This window comes from Gottfriedia sp. NPDC057991 (assembly GCF_042886615.1).
GTDB lineage: Bacteria > Bacillota > Bacilli > Bacillales > Bacillaceae_G > Gottfriedia.
In genome coordinates, this window is the sequence record NZ_JBHVQN010000003.1 from 258,872 (window position 1) to 273,621 (window position 14,750).

The 14,750-nt window shown below is 33.6% G+C and carries 16 protein-coding genes and 2 other annotated features; of the genes, 5 read left to right on the forward strand and 11 right to left on the reverse strand.

Features of this window, described 5'->3' with window-relative positions; translation table 11 throughout:
* On the forward strand, nt 1–187 hold a 187-nt coding region (locus ACFVR2_RS12730; protein ID WP_387362178.1), incomplete at its 5' end, for a hypothetical protein.
* A gap of 186 nt (nt 188–373) precedes the next feature.
* Nucleotides 374–605 (reverse strand) — a binding site (T-box leader).
* A gap of 51 nt (nt 606–656) precedes the next feature.
* Nucleotides 657–879: a binding site (T-box leader), on the reverse strand.
* A gap of 313 nt (nt 880–1,192) precedes the next feature.
* Here the strand turns inward: ACFVR2_RS12730 and ACFVR2_RS12735 are convergent.
* Nucleotides 1,193–1,630: a GrpB family protein gene (locus tag ACFVR2_RS12735; protein ID WP_387362794.1), complete on the reverse strand. Its 438-nt coding sequence runs from the start codon at nt 1,628–1,630 to the stop codon at nt 1,193–1,195.
* A gap of 236 nt (nt 1,631–1,866) precedes the next feature.
* Here ACFVR2_RS12735 and ACFVR2_RS12740 point away from each other — a divergent pair, with 236 nt between their 5' ends.
* Nucleotides 1,867–2,433 (forward strand): biotin transporter BioY, encoded by a 567-nt coding sequence (locus ACFVR2_RS12740; RefSeq protein ID WP_387362180.1) that lies wholly within the window; start codon nt 1,867–1,869, stop codon nt 2,431–2,433.
* A 72-nt stretch (nt 2,434–2,505) separates the two neighbouring features.
* Here ACFVR2_RS12740 and ACFVR2_RS12745 read toward each other — a convergent pair whose 3' ends face one another.
* From ACFVR2_RS12745 to ACFVR2_RS12785, 9 genes are all read right to left on the reverse strand, one after another.
* The gene (locus ACFVR2_RS12745; RefSeq protein WP_387362182.1) at nt 2,506–3,012 is read right to left on the reverse strand and encodes a VanZ family protein; all 507 of its coding nucleotides are present in this window, start codon (nt 3,010–3,012) and stop codon (nt 2,506–2,508) included.
* Nucleotides 3,013–3,176: 164 nt separating this feature from the next.
* Nucleotides 3,177–3,695, reverse strand: a complete 519-nt coding sequence (locus ACFVR2_RS12750; protein ID WP_387362184.1) for a GDYXXLXY domain-containing protein — start codon at nt 3,693–3,695, stop codon at nt 3,177–3,179.
* Entirely contained in the window at nt 3,685–4,947 is a 1,263-nt protein-coding gene (locus tag ACFVR2_RS12755; protein WP_387362186.1) for a DUF2157 domain-containing protein, read from the reverse strand. Before ACFVR2_RS12755 ends, ACFVR2_RS12750 begins: the two co-directional genes overlap by 11 nt.
* Nucleotides 4,948–5,245: 298 nt before the next feature.
* Nucleotides 5,246–6,775, reverse strand: coding sequence for an acyl-CoA carboxylase subunit beta (locus ACFVR2_RS12760; RefSeq protein ID WP_387362188.1), 1,530 nt, complete (start codon nt 6,773–6,775; stop codon nt 5,246–5,248).
* A gap of 4 nt (nt 6,776–6,779) precedes the next feature.
* Nucleotides 6,780–7,556 (reverse strand): enoyl-CoA hydratase-related protein, encoded by a 777-nt coding sequence (locus ACFVR2_RS12765; protein ID WP_387362190.1) that lies wholly within the window; start codon nt 7,554–7,556, stop codon nt 6,780–6,782.
* On the reverse strand, nt 7,557–8,468 hold the full coding sequence (locus ACFVR2_RS12770; RefSeq protein ID WP_387362192.1) for a hydroxymethylglutaryl-CoA lyase: 912 nt from the start codon (nt 8,466–8,468) through the stop codon (nt 7,557–7,559).
* 12 nt (nt 8,469–8,480) lie between these two features.
* On the reverse strand, nt 8,481–8,702 hold the full coding sequence (locus tag ACFVR2_RS12775; protein ID WP_056469678.1) for an acetyl-CoA carboxylase biotin carboxyl carrier protein subunit: 222 nt from the start codon (nt 8,700–8,702) through the stop codon (nt 8,481–8,483).
* A gap of 11 nt (nt 8,703–8,713) precedes the next feature.
* Nucleotides 8,714–10,054, reverse strand: coding sequence for an acetyl-CoA carboxylase biotin carboxylase subunit (locus tag ACFVR2_RS12780; RefSeq protein WP_387362194.1), 1,341 nt, complete (start codon nt 10,052–10,054; stop codon nt 8,714–8,716).
* 11 nt (nt 10,055–10,065) lie between these two features.
* Nucleotides 10,066–11,211, reverse strand: a complete 1,146-nt coding sequence (locus tag ACFVR2_RS12785; protein WP_387362196.1) for an acyl-CoA dehydrogenase family protein — start codon at nt 11,209–11,211, stop codon at nt 10,066–10,068.
* A 261-nt stretch (nt 11,212–11,472) separates the two neighbouring features.
* On the opposite strand from ACFVR2_RS12785, the gene ACFVR2_RS12790 reads away from it, so the two are divergent.
* The 3 genes from ACFVR2_RS12790 (at nt 11,473) to ACFVR2_RS12800 (ending at nt 14,070) form a co-directional block, all read left to right on the forward strand.
* Nucleotides 11,473–11,775: a hypothetical protein gene (locus ACFVR2_RS12790; RefSeq protein WP_387362198.1), complete on the forward strand. Its 303-nt coding sequence runs from the start codon at nt 11,473–11,475 to the stop codon at nt 11,773–11,775.
* Between the two features lie 260 nt (nt 11,776–12,035).
* A complete protein-coding gene (locus ACFVR2_RS12795) occupies nt 12,036–12,776 on the forward strand; it encodes a YiiX/YebB-like N1pC/P60 family cysteine hydrolase (RefSeq protein ID WP_387362200.1) in 741 nt (246 codons plus the stop codon).
* A gap of 97 nt (nt 12,777–12,873) precedes the next feature.
* Nucleotides 12,874–14,070 (forward strand): hypothetical protein, encoded by a 1,197-nt coding sequence (locus ACFVR2_RS12800; RefSeq protein WP_387362202.1) that lies wholly within the window; start codon nt 12,874–12,876, stop codon nt 14,068–14,070.
* A 62-nt stretch (nt 14,071–14,132) separates the two neighbouring features.
* On the opposite strand, the gene ACFVR2_RS12805 is transcribed toward ACFVR2_RS12800, so the two are convergent.
* Nucleotides 14,133–14,723 (reverse strand): TetR/AcrR family transcriptional regulator, encoded by a 591-nt coding sequence (locus tag ACFVR2_RS12805; RefSeq protein ID WP_387362204.1) that lies wholly within the window; start codon nt 14,721–14,723, stop codon nt 14,133–14,135.
* Nucleotides 14,724–14,750: the final 27 nt, after the last annotated feature.

Here is a 14,750-nt window from a genome sequence, read left to right on the forward strand (position 1 = left end):
CAAACACGAAATGTGGAAGGCGTTTGCTAAAGCCCCGACAAGCAAAAGACAAAGGCCGGTAAAGGTTGGTTTTTACCTTTATTGGACTTTGGCTTATGACCTCGAGGGGCTAACGCCTGGAACTAGACAACACGAAATGTGGAAGGCGTTTGCTCAGCCCCGACAAGCAAAAGACAAAGGCCGGTAAAGGTTGGTTTTTACCTTTATTGGACTTTGGCTTTTGACCTCGAGGGGCTAACGCCTGGAACTAGACAACTCAAAACAAGACAAGCTTGTATTTCACCTAAGTTCTTCTCACACTAGTAGCTTATTCCGTTACATCTATACATGAATCCAAGATTTTTGAACATAAAAAAATCCCTACTGTTTGCACAGTAGGGACGAACTTTAAATTCGCGGTACCACCCTAGTTATTAGCTGGTTTACTAAAACTTACTAATATCTTCATTTCATAACGGCTCTTCACCGTCTTCCCCTCACAATTTGTTTCGAAGAAGATGCTCGTGGATTGTAATTCATGTCGTTTTATGTACTGATTTGCACCAACCATCAGCTCTCTGTTACAGGGAAAACTTCACTACTTTAGTTCCATTCATTGCTTATTATTATTTAATTAAATTATATTCTAAAAATAAAAAAGTCCCTACTGTTTGCACAGTAGGGACGAAATATTCGCGGTACCACCCTAAATTATTAGTAAAAAAACGATACTAATATCTTCATTTCATAACGGCTCTTCACCGTCTTCCCCTCACTATTCGTTTCGAAGAAGATGCTCTAGGATCGTAATTCATGTGTTCTATGTACTGGTTTGCAGCAACCACCAGCTCTCTGTTACAGGGAAAACTCCACTACTTTAATTCCTATCTTTGCTTTTCGCGATTCAATTAATACATACTTTATTCCTATTTCCCGTAAATGTCAACACTTTTTAATATTTATTTTTTCAGAAGTTTTTATTATCCGGATATAATTTTAAATCATTATCTTTAGAAAAAACTGTTCAAAATGCACCATTTAACCCCATAAACTAATTCAAGAATTCGTATCCTAATTTATATAAAAACAACACATTTATCCTTTCGCTCTGTACAATCTAAACAATTATTTAACAATTAACATATTTAAAAAGTTATATTTACTTTTTTATATTTATCTCATGCTCACAGAGAACGAACAAAAAAACATTATATTAAAATATTCCATTCCGAGCACACTTAATAACTTCTCTAATAAATGGTTCTTTTTTCTTTGTATAAGTTTGACGATCATATTGATATTCCTTAGCGAGACTCTTTTTTAGATTCAAATAATCTTCAGCAATTTTAGGATTCTCTCTCAAGTAATCTCTAAATAATAATTTTTCAATCCATTCTATACTTGTATGTTCGCAAATATGTAAATGACACGTACCTTGTCCCCATAAACCCTTTCTAAAAAACCTTCTATCTGTAAGTTCCGGCTTCGGGACATATTCAAAATCAATTGTGCTTAACGGTTGAATTAGCTCTTTAAAATCTTCTAATTTAGTTACCCCAATCATAATATCAATTATTGGTTTTGCTCCTAATCCTTTAATTGAAGTACTTCCAATATGTTCAATTTGAATTAATTTTGGGGTATGGCGGATAGAATTCCCCCCTTTTCTTCTTCAAATTGTAGTTCCCAATTAGGATCATAATTTTTTATCAAGACATATGCTCTTGTCACGTTTTCACCTCTTCATCATTAATTTTTTTCTATTCTTAATAAATTTTACCTTTAAATTTATACATATTGACAATCCTCTTATATAAAATATAATTAATTTATAATATGTTAACTAACAAATAAAATAAGTTAACATACAGAGAGGGAGATATAGTAATGCAACAAGAAAGATTAAAAATGCTTATTAATTCAGCTTTATTTGCAGCAATTATTGGTATACTATCTCAAATATCTATTCCTTTACCCTTTTCTCCTGTTCCAATCACAGGACAAACATTAGCAATTGGCTTAGCAGCTACGATTTTAGGTAAAAAATACGGAACAATCTCGTTACTTCTTTATTTAGCACTTGGAGCAATCGGAATTCCGGTTTTCGCAGGTGGTGCTGCGGGGTTTGGCGTACTAGTCGGTTCAACCGGCGGTTATTTAATTGGATTTATTCCAACTATTTTCATCATCGCTTACTATATTGAAAAAACTAAGTTCACAGTTTTAAATGCAATGATTGCAAACACAATCGGAATGTTTGTTACATTAATTTTTGGTACTGTCTGGTTAAAAATTGCAGCTTCTCTAAGCTGGCACGATGCAATGGCTTTCGGTTTTTATCCTTTCATTATTCTTGGATTAGTTAAAGCCTATGTAGCATCTGCATTAGGTGTTATTATTGGAAAACGTTTAGCAAAAGCTAATTTATTAAAACGTGATGAAATTTCAGCGTAATACAAAAAGAGCTCATTCTTATGATGTGAGCTCTTTTTATATTGTTGAAAGGGAGTTTAGAAATAGAATTCTTCAATACATTTTAGAAGTATTAACCCTTTGTTTATTCTTCAAATTAAAAATCAATTTTATTATTTTCAAAACTAAATAACCTAATCCACCGCCAAGTGTATTTAATATCAAATCATCAACATCAAAGCTTCCTAGCTCAAATATTAATAACTGAAGTATTTCATAAGTTATACTTAAAATGAAAGTCGCTTTTAAGATTGATTTCAAACGATCATACTTCTTAACTAGTAAGGGCAACAAGAAGCCAAATGGCATAAACCCGATAATATTGCCTGCCAAATTACTAATTCTAATATCAAAATTAATATCAGCCAAAAACAAATAAAAAATAATCGTTTTGAATGGAATAAAGTTATTTGATTTCCACCAATGATCTCTAGTGAAATTAAATTCCAAATGGCTAATAAATTGTGATACTGGTAAATATTTAAATAGAATTCTTTCAGTAAGAATCATTAAATAGAAACAGAGTAATAGTAATAATATTATTTTTATAAGTTTATTCATCTTTTAAAATCTCCGTCATTTTATACACTAAATAATACCATATATCCCCATTTTATAAAGGTGATTTCATTAATTAAATATGTCTAAAAATCAAATTCCATTTCGTTGTACTGTAAACTCATTCAAGTTACTAAAAAAAATAACCACTCAATAGAGTGGTTACTTCATTGTACATCAACAGCTTTAACGACTGATCGATCTCCTTTTTGTTGGATGGTAACGATGTATTCATTTCCACCACGATTGTATTTGTCCATTTGACTTTCAGGAATATAAAAGCGACTCAGGTTGTGTTTGAAGTTAATCTCATCCACGTCCTCGTCTTCTCCGCTGCCCCAATATACGTATTCTACTGTTGCTTTAATGAATTTTGAATGTTTTGGACGTTGGTCAGTTGCATAATCAAATAGATAAAGATTGTTATCTCCTTTTCGAAAAACAATATAAGCTGTTTTTCCTTCTTTAAGTTCCGTTTTACCTTTCCAATTATCCCTTGATATTGAGTCAAAATCATAAGATAGTGCTGCATAATGTCCTAATAAAGGTTCTACTGGATCCAAACTTTCTGATTTTATTTTAAACGTATCAGCTGATTGCTTAAAGTACATTATGTTTCCAAGTAAAGCTAGCAATAGTACAAATTGAATGATTGAAAGCAAAAGTAATTTCTTCTTATTTTGCATGTTCATCACCTCTTGCTTTTTTCGATTGGGTATAGACAAAATATAATACTACTGCAAGGATAATAAACACTATTGATTTACTTATAAATGAAATGGCAAATCCTGTATAAATTCCGATTACGAGTGAGGCAAATGTTATAAAACCAATAATAATGCTTCCTTTTTCCTGGCCTGATACACCTTTAAATAAACGTATACATGAATAAGCAAATAATATTAATACGCCTACGATCATATTAGCTAATTGATCTTTTATTCCTAATATTGGTAATACGAATATAAATAAGAAAATCCAAAGATAATTATTAAACAGTATATTGTCCTTCCACTTCTTGTACACAGTATAGATTGCTAGTAAGAGGATTAATAGAATGATTGTATCAAACAGTGGTACTGCAATCGGTTTTAAAAATCCATGTGAAAATTCCTTTTGTAACTCGTGAATTACATCATATGATCCTCCAAATAATGAAGTGAAAAATGTAAATAACCATATAAATATAGTAAATACAGGTAAAAGAACATAATGTATAATACCACGTTCATTTAAATACCAAAGAATAAACACTACTAGAATAATTGGAGTCATATATTGGCGATCTGAAAATGTTTGGAAAAACATGATTACAATATAGCCTAGAAATGTGTAATTAAAGCTTGCATTCCACCTGTTCTTCATTATTTTCAAGAAATAAATGGAGCAAAGTAACAATGGAATTTGGAGAAGATAAACATGTGCTGTTTCTAATCCAGCACTATAGCTCAAACTAAAAAATCCGATTCCTAAGAAAAGATAATAAAACATGTTATGCTTTAACACATAATAGTAAAGGAACGCGAGCATTGTCCAAGTGATCAAAAATACTGGACTGTCACTAGTAAATTGATACATTTGTACAATTAAAACAAACGCACATGCGTACCCAATTACATTAATAAAGTTTAAACAATGTCCAAACAATTCTTTACCCTTTTGATAGCTTATAAAAGCAACTGCATGGAAAACTAATAATGTTATAAAAATAATGACTAATCTCATGGTTTGGCTAAAGTCGTTCCAGTTACTGCCCACAAGCGCTAAAATTGAAAATGCTACTAGTAAGGCTATTAAAAATGGGACAATATCTCCTAAAAATGATTGCTTTTCAGCCTTAGCCCGGTGCCTTTCATACTCAACTATTCGATTTAATGATTCTTCATCTAGTAAGTTATGCTTGTGCCATTCTTTTAGCTTCTGATCTAATTTACTCATGTAATCCCCCCTTTTAATAGCAGTATATAAAACTACTTCTATTACTATTATAATTTCTTAATAAAACATAAATTACCTCTAAATCTAAAATTTTAGGAGAATATGTTTAAATCAATATTTGATGGTTAATCAAACGTTTGTTTAAATTGTAAATTCTTCCACTAAGAGCTACATATGACCACCTGAATTTTCATATAGATCTTTTTGAAGTATGTCCTCTAACTAATCCTAATTAATCATTTCATACTACATCGATACAAAAAAAACAGCCCTATTTCTAGGGCTGTTTCATCATCTTTTATACAGGATAAACACCATGCTTTTTCGTAGCAGGAGTTTCATATGATTCTGAGTAATATGCAAAACGTTTAATTAGCTCTGTACGTAGTTCTTCTGGTTGAATGACTACATCTACTACTAGCTCAGATGCTAAACGGTAAATATCGATGTCTTCAGCATACTCTTTACGTTTTTCTTGGATAAAGTCAGCTTGTTCTTCTTTTGGTAAGCTTGCAATTTTATTTGCATATACTGCGTTTACAGCAGCTTCAGGACCCATTACAGCGATTTGAGCAGATGGGAATGCAATTACACAGTCTGTTTCAAATGCTGGGCCTGCCATTGCGTAAAGTCCAGCACCGTAAGCTTTACGAACGATAACTGAGATTTTTGGAACAGAAGCATTACTCATGCTATAAAGCATTTTTGCACCATGGCGGATAATTCCTGCACGCTCTACTTTAGTACCAATCATGAAGCCAGGTACATCCATTAAGAATAATAAAGGAATATGGTAAGCATCACATAAATTAATAAATTTAGCTGCTTTATCAGCTGAATCGTGGAATAATACGCCACCTTTAACTCTCGGTTGGTTAGCGATAATTCCTACGCTACGTCCATCTAATCTAGCAAAACCAGTCACTAGTTCAGGTGCAAATAGCTTTTTAATTTCAAAGAATGAATCTTCATCAACTACTCGGTCAATAAATTCATAAATAGAAAATGGTACGTTTTGATTGCTTGGAATAATTTCTGCTAAAGACTTCTCCTTTTGTACAGGATTTTTCGCCTCAACAACTGGAGCCCCTTGCTTGAAATTAGCTGGTAAGTAAGATAAATAATCTTTTAACTTAGCAATCGCTTCTTCTTCTGACTCACACAATACATCTCCGCAGCCTGAAACTGAACAGTGCATTCTAGCTCCACCCATTTCATCGAGTGTAACTTTTTCACCAATTACCATTTCAGCCATACGAGGTGATCCTAAGTACATTGAAGAATTACCTTCAACCATAAATACAGAATCACAGAAAGCAGGAATATAAGCTCCACCTGCAGCAGAAGGTCCAAATAATAAGCAGATTTGAGGTACTTGACCTGATAGCTTAATTTGGTTATGGAATATACGCCCAGCACCACGTCTACCTGGGAACATAAATACTTGATCCGTAATACGTGCTCCTGCAGAGTCCACTAAATAAATTAGAGGTACAAGCATTTTTAAACATGTTTCTTGAATGCGGATAATCTTTTCTACTGTTTTTTCGCCCCATGATCCTGCTTTTACAGTAGAATCATTCGCCATTACACATACAGTACGGCCATTAATTTTACCGATTCCTGTTACGATCCCATCTGCTGGAAATTCGTCATTCATACAGTTCGCAAAGAAACCATCTTCTACAAAACTGTCATTATCTAAAAGTTGATTAATTCTTTCTCTTGCAAAGAGCTTACCAATTTTGGCATTACTCTCATGATATTTTTCTTTCCCACCAGAAAGTATTTGTTCTTTTCGAGCTTGATATGTTGCTTCGTTTGACATGCAATTACTCTCCTTTATATTGCGGCTTACGCTTTTCTTGAAATGCTACTAAACCTTCCATACGGTCGTTTGTATGCAGTAAAGTTTCATATTCATAAGTTTCTAATCTTAGTCCTAAATCTAAAGGAAGATCGAAACCGCGTTGAATCGCCTTTTTTGCTGCACGGATTGCTAGAGGACCTTTACTTGCGATTGTTTCGCATATTTCAAGCGCCTTATTTTGTAATTCATCTATTTCAACAACATGTTCTAGAATGCCGTAGCCTTCAGCCTCAAGTGCATTTAAACGTTTACCAGTAAAGATTAGTTCCTTCGCTCTTCCAAGTCCAATTAAACGTGGAAGCCTTTGTGTACCACCAGCACCTGGAATAATCGCTAAAGATGTTTCTGGTAAACCAACGATTGCTTCTTTATGAGCAATTCTTAAATCACAAGCTAAAGCAAGTTCCAGTCCTCCACCTAGGGCAACTCCATTGATTGCTGCTATTGTTGGCATAGGTAATCTTTCTACTTTCTCAAAAAGCGTCCCGATTTTTTCAACAGTTTCTCGAGCCTCACTCTCAGTCATGCCTCTTCTTTCTTTTAAATCAGCACCACTACAGAAATAAGATGATCCACTACCAGTAAATATGACAGCACGTACAGATGATTTTTTTAACTCATCCATTTGGCCATGAAGAGCATCTAGTAACTCACGTGATAATGAATTAGCTGCATTTGTACGATTTAATGTAAGAATTCTAATATGACCGATATCACTTACTAATAAACTTGATTCCATTTAAATACTCTCCTTTGAACCATTCCATACGGAAAATAGCTTACTAACTGGTTTTAAGTTCATTTGTTCAGAGATATATGAAGTAGCCTGTTGAAGTTTCTTTTCATCTACATTAGTTGTAATACCTAAATTATGAAGTAATGAAACAACATCTTCCGTAGCTACATTCCCACTAGCTCCTGGTGCATATGGACAACCACCTAGTCCACCATTTGATGAATCAAATTTTTCAATACCAAATAGTAAAGAAGTATATAAGTTTGCAACAGCACGACCATAAGTATCATGGAAATGCATAGCAATTCGATTAACTGGTACTTCTTTAACTAGATTTTCTAAAAATTGATTTACCTGAAGAGGATTAGCAATTCCAATTGTGTCGCCTAAGGAAATTTCATCTACTCCACATTCAAGTAATTGGTTTGCAAGTTTGATGACCTTCATTTGGTCTACAGCACCCTCATATGGGCAACCAAATACAGTTGAAATATATGCTCTAGTAGTCTTTTTATTATTTTTACATTCTGTAATCATTGAGCGAATATCGTTCATTGAATGCTCAATACTCGCGTTCTTGTTTTTTAAATTATGTGTTTCGCTAGCAGATACAAAGAAATTAATTTCATCTGCATCTACTTCAAATGCACTCATTAACCCTTTTTTATTAGGAACAAGAGCTGCATAAGTAACCCCATCTTTTTTCTTAAGCTTCGTAAATAGATCTACCGAGTCACTTAATTGAGGAATCCAGTCTGGTCTTACAAACGAAGAAACCTCAATATAAGACAAACCACTCTCTACTAATAAATTAATCCACTCAAGCTTCTTTTCAGTGGAAACAAACTGTTTTTCATTTTGCAAACCATCACGTGGACCTACTTCTCTTATAAAAGCCGATTGAGGTAGCTTCATCACTAATAGCTCCTAACCTAGTTTTTCAACTTGAATTAAAGAGTCGCCTTCGTTTACAAAGTCGCCTTCGTTAACGAATACATTTACGACTTTACATTTATATGGAGCAGTGTGTGGAATTTCCATTTTCATAGATTCTAAGATTACATAATCTTGATCACTACTAATTTCGTCACCAACAGATACAAGACATTTCCATACGCTTCCAGCCATCATTGCAGTTAAATTTTCCATTACTAATTACCTCATTTCACTTTTTGATATTCACTAATAAAACTTGTTGTATAGTCGCCTTCTTGGAATGCACTCGTTGAAAGAATATCAATCAAAAATGGCAGATTTGTTTTAATACCTTCAATTTCTACCTTTTTAAGATAATTGTGAAGTTGAATTACTGCTTCTATTCTTGTATTAGCCGTAACAATCACTTTCGCTAATAGTGGATCATAAAACGGTGATACAACCCATCCTTCATAGAGATGTGTGTCAATACGTACACCAATCTCCTCTGGGAAGTTACAGTGTTGAACTGTTCCTGGCGATGGGAAGAAAGTTTTAGGATCTTCAGCATATACCCTTACTTCGATAGAGTGACCATTCATTTCTACATGAGTTGGACGAATTGGAAGTGTTTCACCAAATGTGATACGGAACTGCCATTCAACTAGATCAATTCCTGTAATTCCTTCCGTTACACCATGCTCAACTTGTAATCTAGTATTCATTTCTAAGAAATAAATATTTTCTTTTTCATCAACTAAAAATTCAATTGTTCCCACGTTTACATATTTCATTTGATTAGCAATCGTTAAGGCATATTCTTCAAGTTTCTTTCTACCTTGTGGAGAAAGGAATGGTGATGGTGCTTCCTCAACAACTTTTTGGTTTCTTCTTTGAATTGAACAATCTCTTTCAAATAAGAAAACTGCGTTGCCATGAGAATCAGCAGCGATTTGTGCTTCAATATGCCTCGGTTTAATAATCGCTTTTTCAATAAATACATCATCATTCGCAAAAAATTGAAGTGCTCTTGTTTGTGTTGTTAAAAATTCTTTTTCTAGTTGTGCTTCGTTTTCGATTAACTTCATACCGATTCCGCCGCCACCACTAGAAGCTTTTAACATAACAGGATAACCAATTTGCTCTGCTATTTCTCTCGCTTCTCCAACTGATTGAATTGGGTGAGAGTTTCCTTTAATTAATGGAATGTTTAATTGCTCCATTATTTGTCTAGCTCTAATTTTTTCGCCCATCATCTCTAAATGCTCTGGTTTAGGACCAACAAATAAAATACCTGCTTCTTTACATTTTCTAGCAAAATCACTATTTTCTGATAAGAAGCCATAACCAGGATGAATTGCTGTTACATTATTTTCTTTTGCAATTTTTATAATTAAATCTGCGTTTAAATACGTATCTTTTGTATGATTGCCTTTTAAAGAAAATGCTTCATCACTTAACTTAACATGCAAACTTTCCTTATCAGCATCTGAATAAACTGCTACAGTTTGATAACGAAGCTTTTTACATGTTTCGATAATTCTACATGCGATTTCCCCGCGGTTTGCAATAAGTATTTTGATCATATTCTCTCTCCTTATCGGCATCCTAATTGACGTGCAATTACCATACGTTGAATTTCTGATGTACCTTCACCAATTTCAAGTAACTTAGCATCACGGACTAAACGTTCGATGCCATACTCTTTCATATAGCCATATCCACCATGAATTTGTAATGATTCATTCGCAATTTTGGAAGCGATTTCAGATGCGTATAACTTAGCGAATGCCGCTTCTTTCGCAAACGGTTTTCCATTGTCTTTTAACCATGCAGCTTTATGCACCATATTCCTTGCTAACTCAATACCCATAGCCATATCAGCTAATTTAAATTGAATAGCTTGGAAACTAGATAAAGGTTGTTTAAATTGTTTACGTTCTTTTGCATATACTAATGCTTTATCAAATGCCTTTTGTGCAATACCTACAGCAAGTGCTGCAATTGAAATTCTACCACCATCTAATGTATATAAGAATTGGCCAAAACCTTTATCAGGATTGCCAAGAATATTTTCTTTTGGAACACGTACTCCGTCTAAAACGATTTGAGTCGTATTTGAAGCGCGAACACCCATCTTGTCATAAGGATCTGTAATTGTTAATCCCTCTGAGTCAGTCGGTACGATAAACGCACAAATATTTTTCTTTCCTTTTTCATCAATAGAAGTATAAGCAGTTACGATAATTGTGTTAGAATACTGAGCATTTGTGATCCAGCATTTTTCACCAGTAATCACATATTCATCACCTTCTAAAACTGCTTTTGTTTGTGTTCCACCAGCATCAGAACCCGCATTTGGCTCTGTTAAACCGAAAGCTCCAAGTGTTTTTCCTTGCGCCATTGGAACTAAGTATTTTTGCTTTTGTTCCTCTGTACCAAAATAGTAAATTGGAGAAGCACCTAATGAACATGTTGCAGCAAAGCTTAAACCTGTTCCTCCACATGCACGCCCTATTTCTTCTACAGCTAACGCATAACTAATAGTATCGCCACCGCTACCGCCGTATTCTTCAGGGAACGGAATTCCTAATAAACCTAATTCACCCATTTTTTTGAACGTTTCAATCGGAAATTTGCTATCACGATCAAGTTCCTCTGCAAAAGGCTCAATTTCCTTCGCTGCGAAATCTCGTACCATTTCTTGAATCATTTGCTGTTCTTTAGATAATAAAAAATCCATGTGTTAGTCACTCTCCTTTTAATATTTAGGTACGTTTAAAAAAACGTAAGAATGTCTCCAACTGCAGCAAATAGCAGTGGAGTCCCATATTTCGTGTATAAGAAATAAATATTTTAGTCCTACAATTGATAATATTCGATATTTTCTACCATTTCCCTTTAATCTATGTTCGACAAATTGAGACAAAAGAGGAAAGGTTAGGAAAACTAGAAGGAGGGTGGAGATGTAGTCTGAACTACTGTTGGATGGTGGAGTGCAAATATGTCTCAGAGGGGTGCAAATAAGCAGTCTATCGGTGCAAATAAGTCTCAGAGAGCTGCAAATAAGAAGTTCATCAGTGCAAATAAAAGGAGAACTGCAAATAAAAATGGCAAATCTGCAATTAAAATAACGATCTCTGCAATTAAAAACATCAAAACCGCAATTAAAATGATCAAAACTACAATTAAATTCGTTATAACTGCAATTAAAATGAATAGTTACCCATACCAGATAAGGTATTACACACTAAAAATGGCACAACAGTTGACCTTTTCAAATGGAAAATTAACAAACTTTCTCTAATTCTGTTTAAATCAATAAAAAATTGGTACGAATCTATTAAAAAACGGATAATTTAAACTACAAATGAAAAGTATCTTTCATTTACTACTACTTTTTAACCAATTCCTAATACATAATAACGCAAATAGTTTATGGTAAAATATTACTTTTTTTGAATAAAATGGTAGTATCATTAAAAAATACTAATATAATAGAAACTGTTCTTACTGAGAATGGTCACTTGTTCTTAATTAAGAAATATTAATCCATGAGGTGATAGAATGAAAATGAAGAATGTATTAGGAATATCAATAGGGGCGTTTCTCGCTTTAGGTGTTCAAAATCCGACATTTGCAGCAACAATAAAACTTTCAAAAACAGATGCTTTAGTTACAGATGTTTCTAAATTTGAAAAAGGCTTAACTACTGCTCAAATTTTAAAGGATGCAAAAGAGGTTGCTAGAACTCAACATATGTCAGTAGACGATGTACTAGCACAAATGAAAAAAGAATTATCCGCTGATAAAGTAAAAGCTAGTAAGGAGCGATCAAATGTTATTAAACCACTAGGAGGTTCTGGTGGTACGGTTATTATTGGTTCAAGCACTAAAGGAAACTTCTATTATACAGATTCAGAAACAGCTTACTTAAATCACGGTCACGTTGGAATGTACTATACAACTACTACAATTGTAGAGTCTATTCCAGACAAAGGAGTACGTACGATTTCATCTAGTTCTAGAAAGGTAGATACAGGTGCTGTTATTAAGTCAGTTAATACTACACAGGCTAAAAGAGATGCAGCAGCTAACTGGGCATACGGTGAATTAGGAGAAGATTATTCTTACAATTTTGCGACAAACCGTCAAACAAGCTCTAGTGGAGCAAAAAACTGCTCTAAATTAGTTTGGTCTGCTTTTAAAGAAAAAGCTGGTTTAGACCTTGATGTAGATAAAGGACTTGGAGTATATCCGCGAGATGTGCGTGATGCAAAGGATACTACTAAAGTTAAAACATTATAAGATAATATACATAGGATAAAAAGGTGTAAGTATGGGAATAGCGAATATTTAACATATTCGCTATTCCCATTTATTACTAATACCTATTGGAGGAATTATGAAACTAAAAATTATACTATCAACCCTAATAGTGGCACTCATCTTAAGTGGAGGATATGGTTTTTATGTGTACGCATGGGACCCAAGTGAAAAGGTTTCAGTAAAAGAAGATGAAATGACAAATGTTGATTTCTTAAAAGATAAACGAGCTGTAATCTACTTTTCAACTACTGCTGATCAAGATTCAAATGATGATGGTATGAGTTACGCGATGTTCGTTGATGAGAAAGGGCAAGCGAACAGTATTAAAATGGAAGGTTTAGAGTTAGGGAATATCACTAAAAGTGCGAATCAAGTCTTTATAGAAGATAAAAATCGAATACAACTTTTAGGTGGGAAGTATAAGGATTTTCATTTAAAGAAAAGTCAGTATACGGGAGAACGTTCCGGTTATTTACCAGGTAAAGATTTATTCTTTAGCATTTATAATACAGGATTCAATAAAACTGGCGGATATGATTCTGATATACGATATGGAAATGAAAATGGATTTAAAACAGGTTCCATACCTAATTACCTTGTGTCTTCTGGTGTAGTAAGAGACAATGTATATGTTTTGGCTAACGATCAAACTAAGCCTAAAGAGTTTGTGTTAAAAGAAGTAATCCTCGATAATAAATTTGATGTTAAGGATCTAGCTAAGATTGAAACTCCTAGTGAAGTAGCTGCAGAATCTGAAGTGTTAGCTGATCAAAATTATTTTTATTTTATTATGGGAGCTACAGCAGATGACCACAATAAAGAAGACCTTTTAATAAGGGTAAATAAACAAACAAAAAAACAAGATATCTTTCCACTTGTGCATTATGCTGGAGTGAACGACATAATTGAAACGATCGTATTTAATGTTAGACAATCTGCATACCTCTTCAAGGATGAGCTATATTTTGTTGATGGACTAGGTGATGTTTATACATTTAATATAAAAACAGAACAAATTCAAAAAAAATTCTCGTTTGTTGATGCCGATAAAACTAAAGTTGGTTATAACGAGCAAGTTTACTTCCAAGATGAGCATGTTTATTATTTTAGATTTAATCCGAAAAGCGAAAAGTATACAATAGATGTTTACAATCTTCTAACAGGGAAACACGAATCCCAACAAGAAATCACTGGTATAAAAGAGGTTATGAACCAAGTGCAAAAGAGAGGAAAATCTATTTACTCCTATGGTTTCATGATGTTAAGTAAATAGAAAACAAAAGGGCCAAAAATGGCCCCTTTTTCAATTTAAAATATGAGTTCTGATAGTACTTACTACTGTAAAGAACGGAACATAATTTTAAATACATCCCCCATATTTATTATAGAACTGCCTTTGTTCACTGTATTTTGAACCCGTAAACCATACATAAACGTTAGAAATAAATTTGCCATTTTTTCTGCATCAACTACTAAAGGAATCACACCTTCTTCTTGCCCTACTTCGATCCATTTTGTTGACGTCGCTAGACTATGCAAATATACATCCTTTAGGATTTCTTCAACTTTCTGATTATCCATTCGACCTAGTAGATAAATAAATATTTTAGTCGTGACATCTTGTTCTGTAGAATGTTTAGCTACGCCACTTGCAATTACTTTGAGTGGGTCATTAATTCCTACTGTTTCTTTCCTCGAAACGACTTCAAAAAATTTTACATCGACTTGCCCGATACGTGCTTTCAAAATCAATCCAAACAGTTCATCTTTTCCAGTAACATAGTGATAGATAGCCCCTTTAGAAAGTCCTGTTCCATCAATAATATCTTGCATCGTTGTTTTTCTACAGCCTTTTTCTACGATGAGCTGTTCCGTAACTGATAATATCAATTGAAAGCTTGAATTTAGCTGCGAATTCTCTTTCATGTTTACCTCCTGTGGCAAAACCTTTAA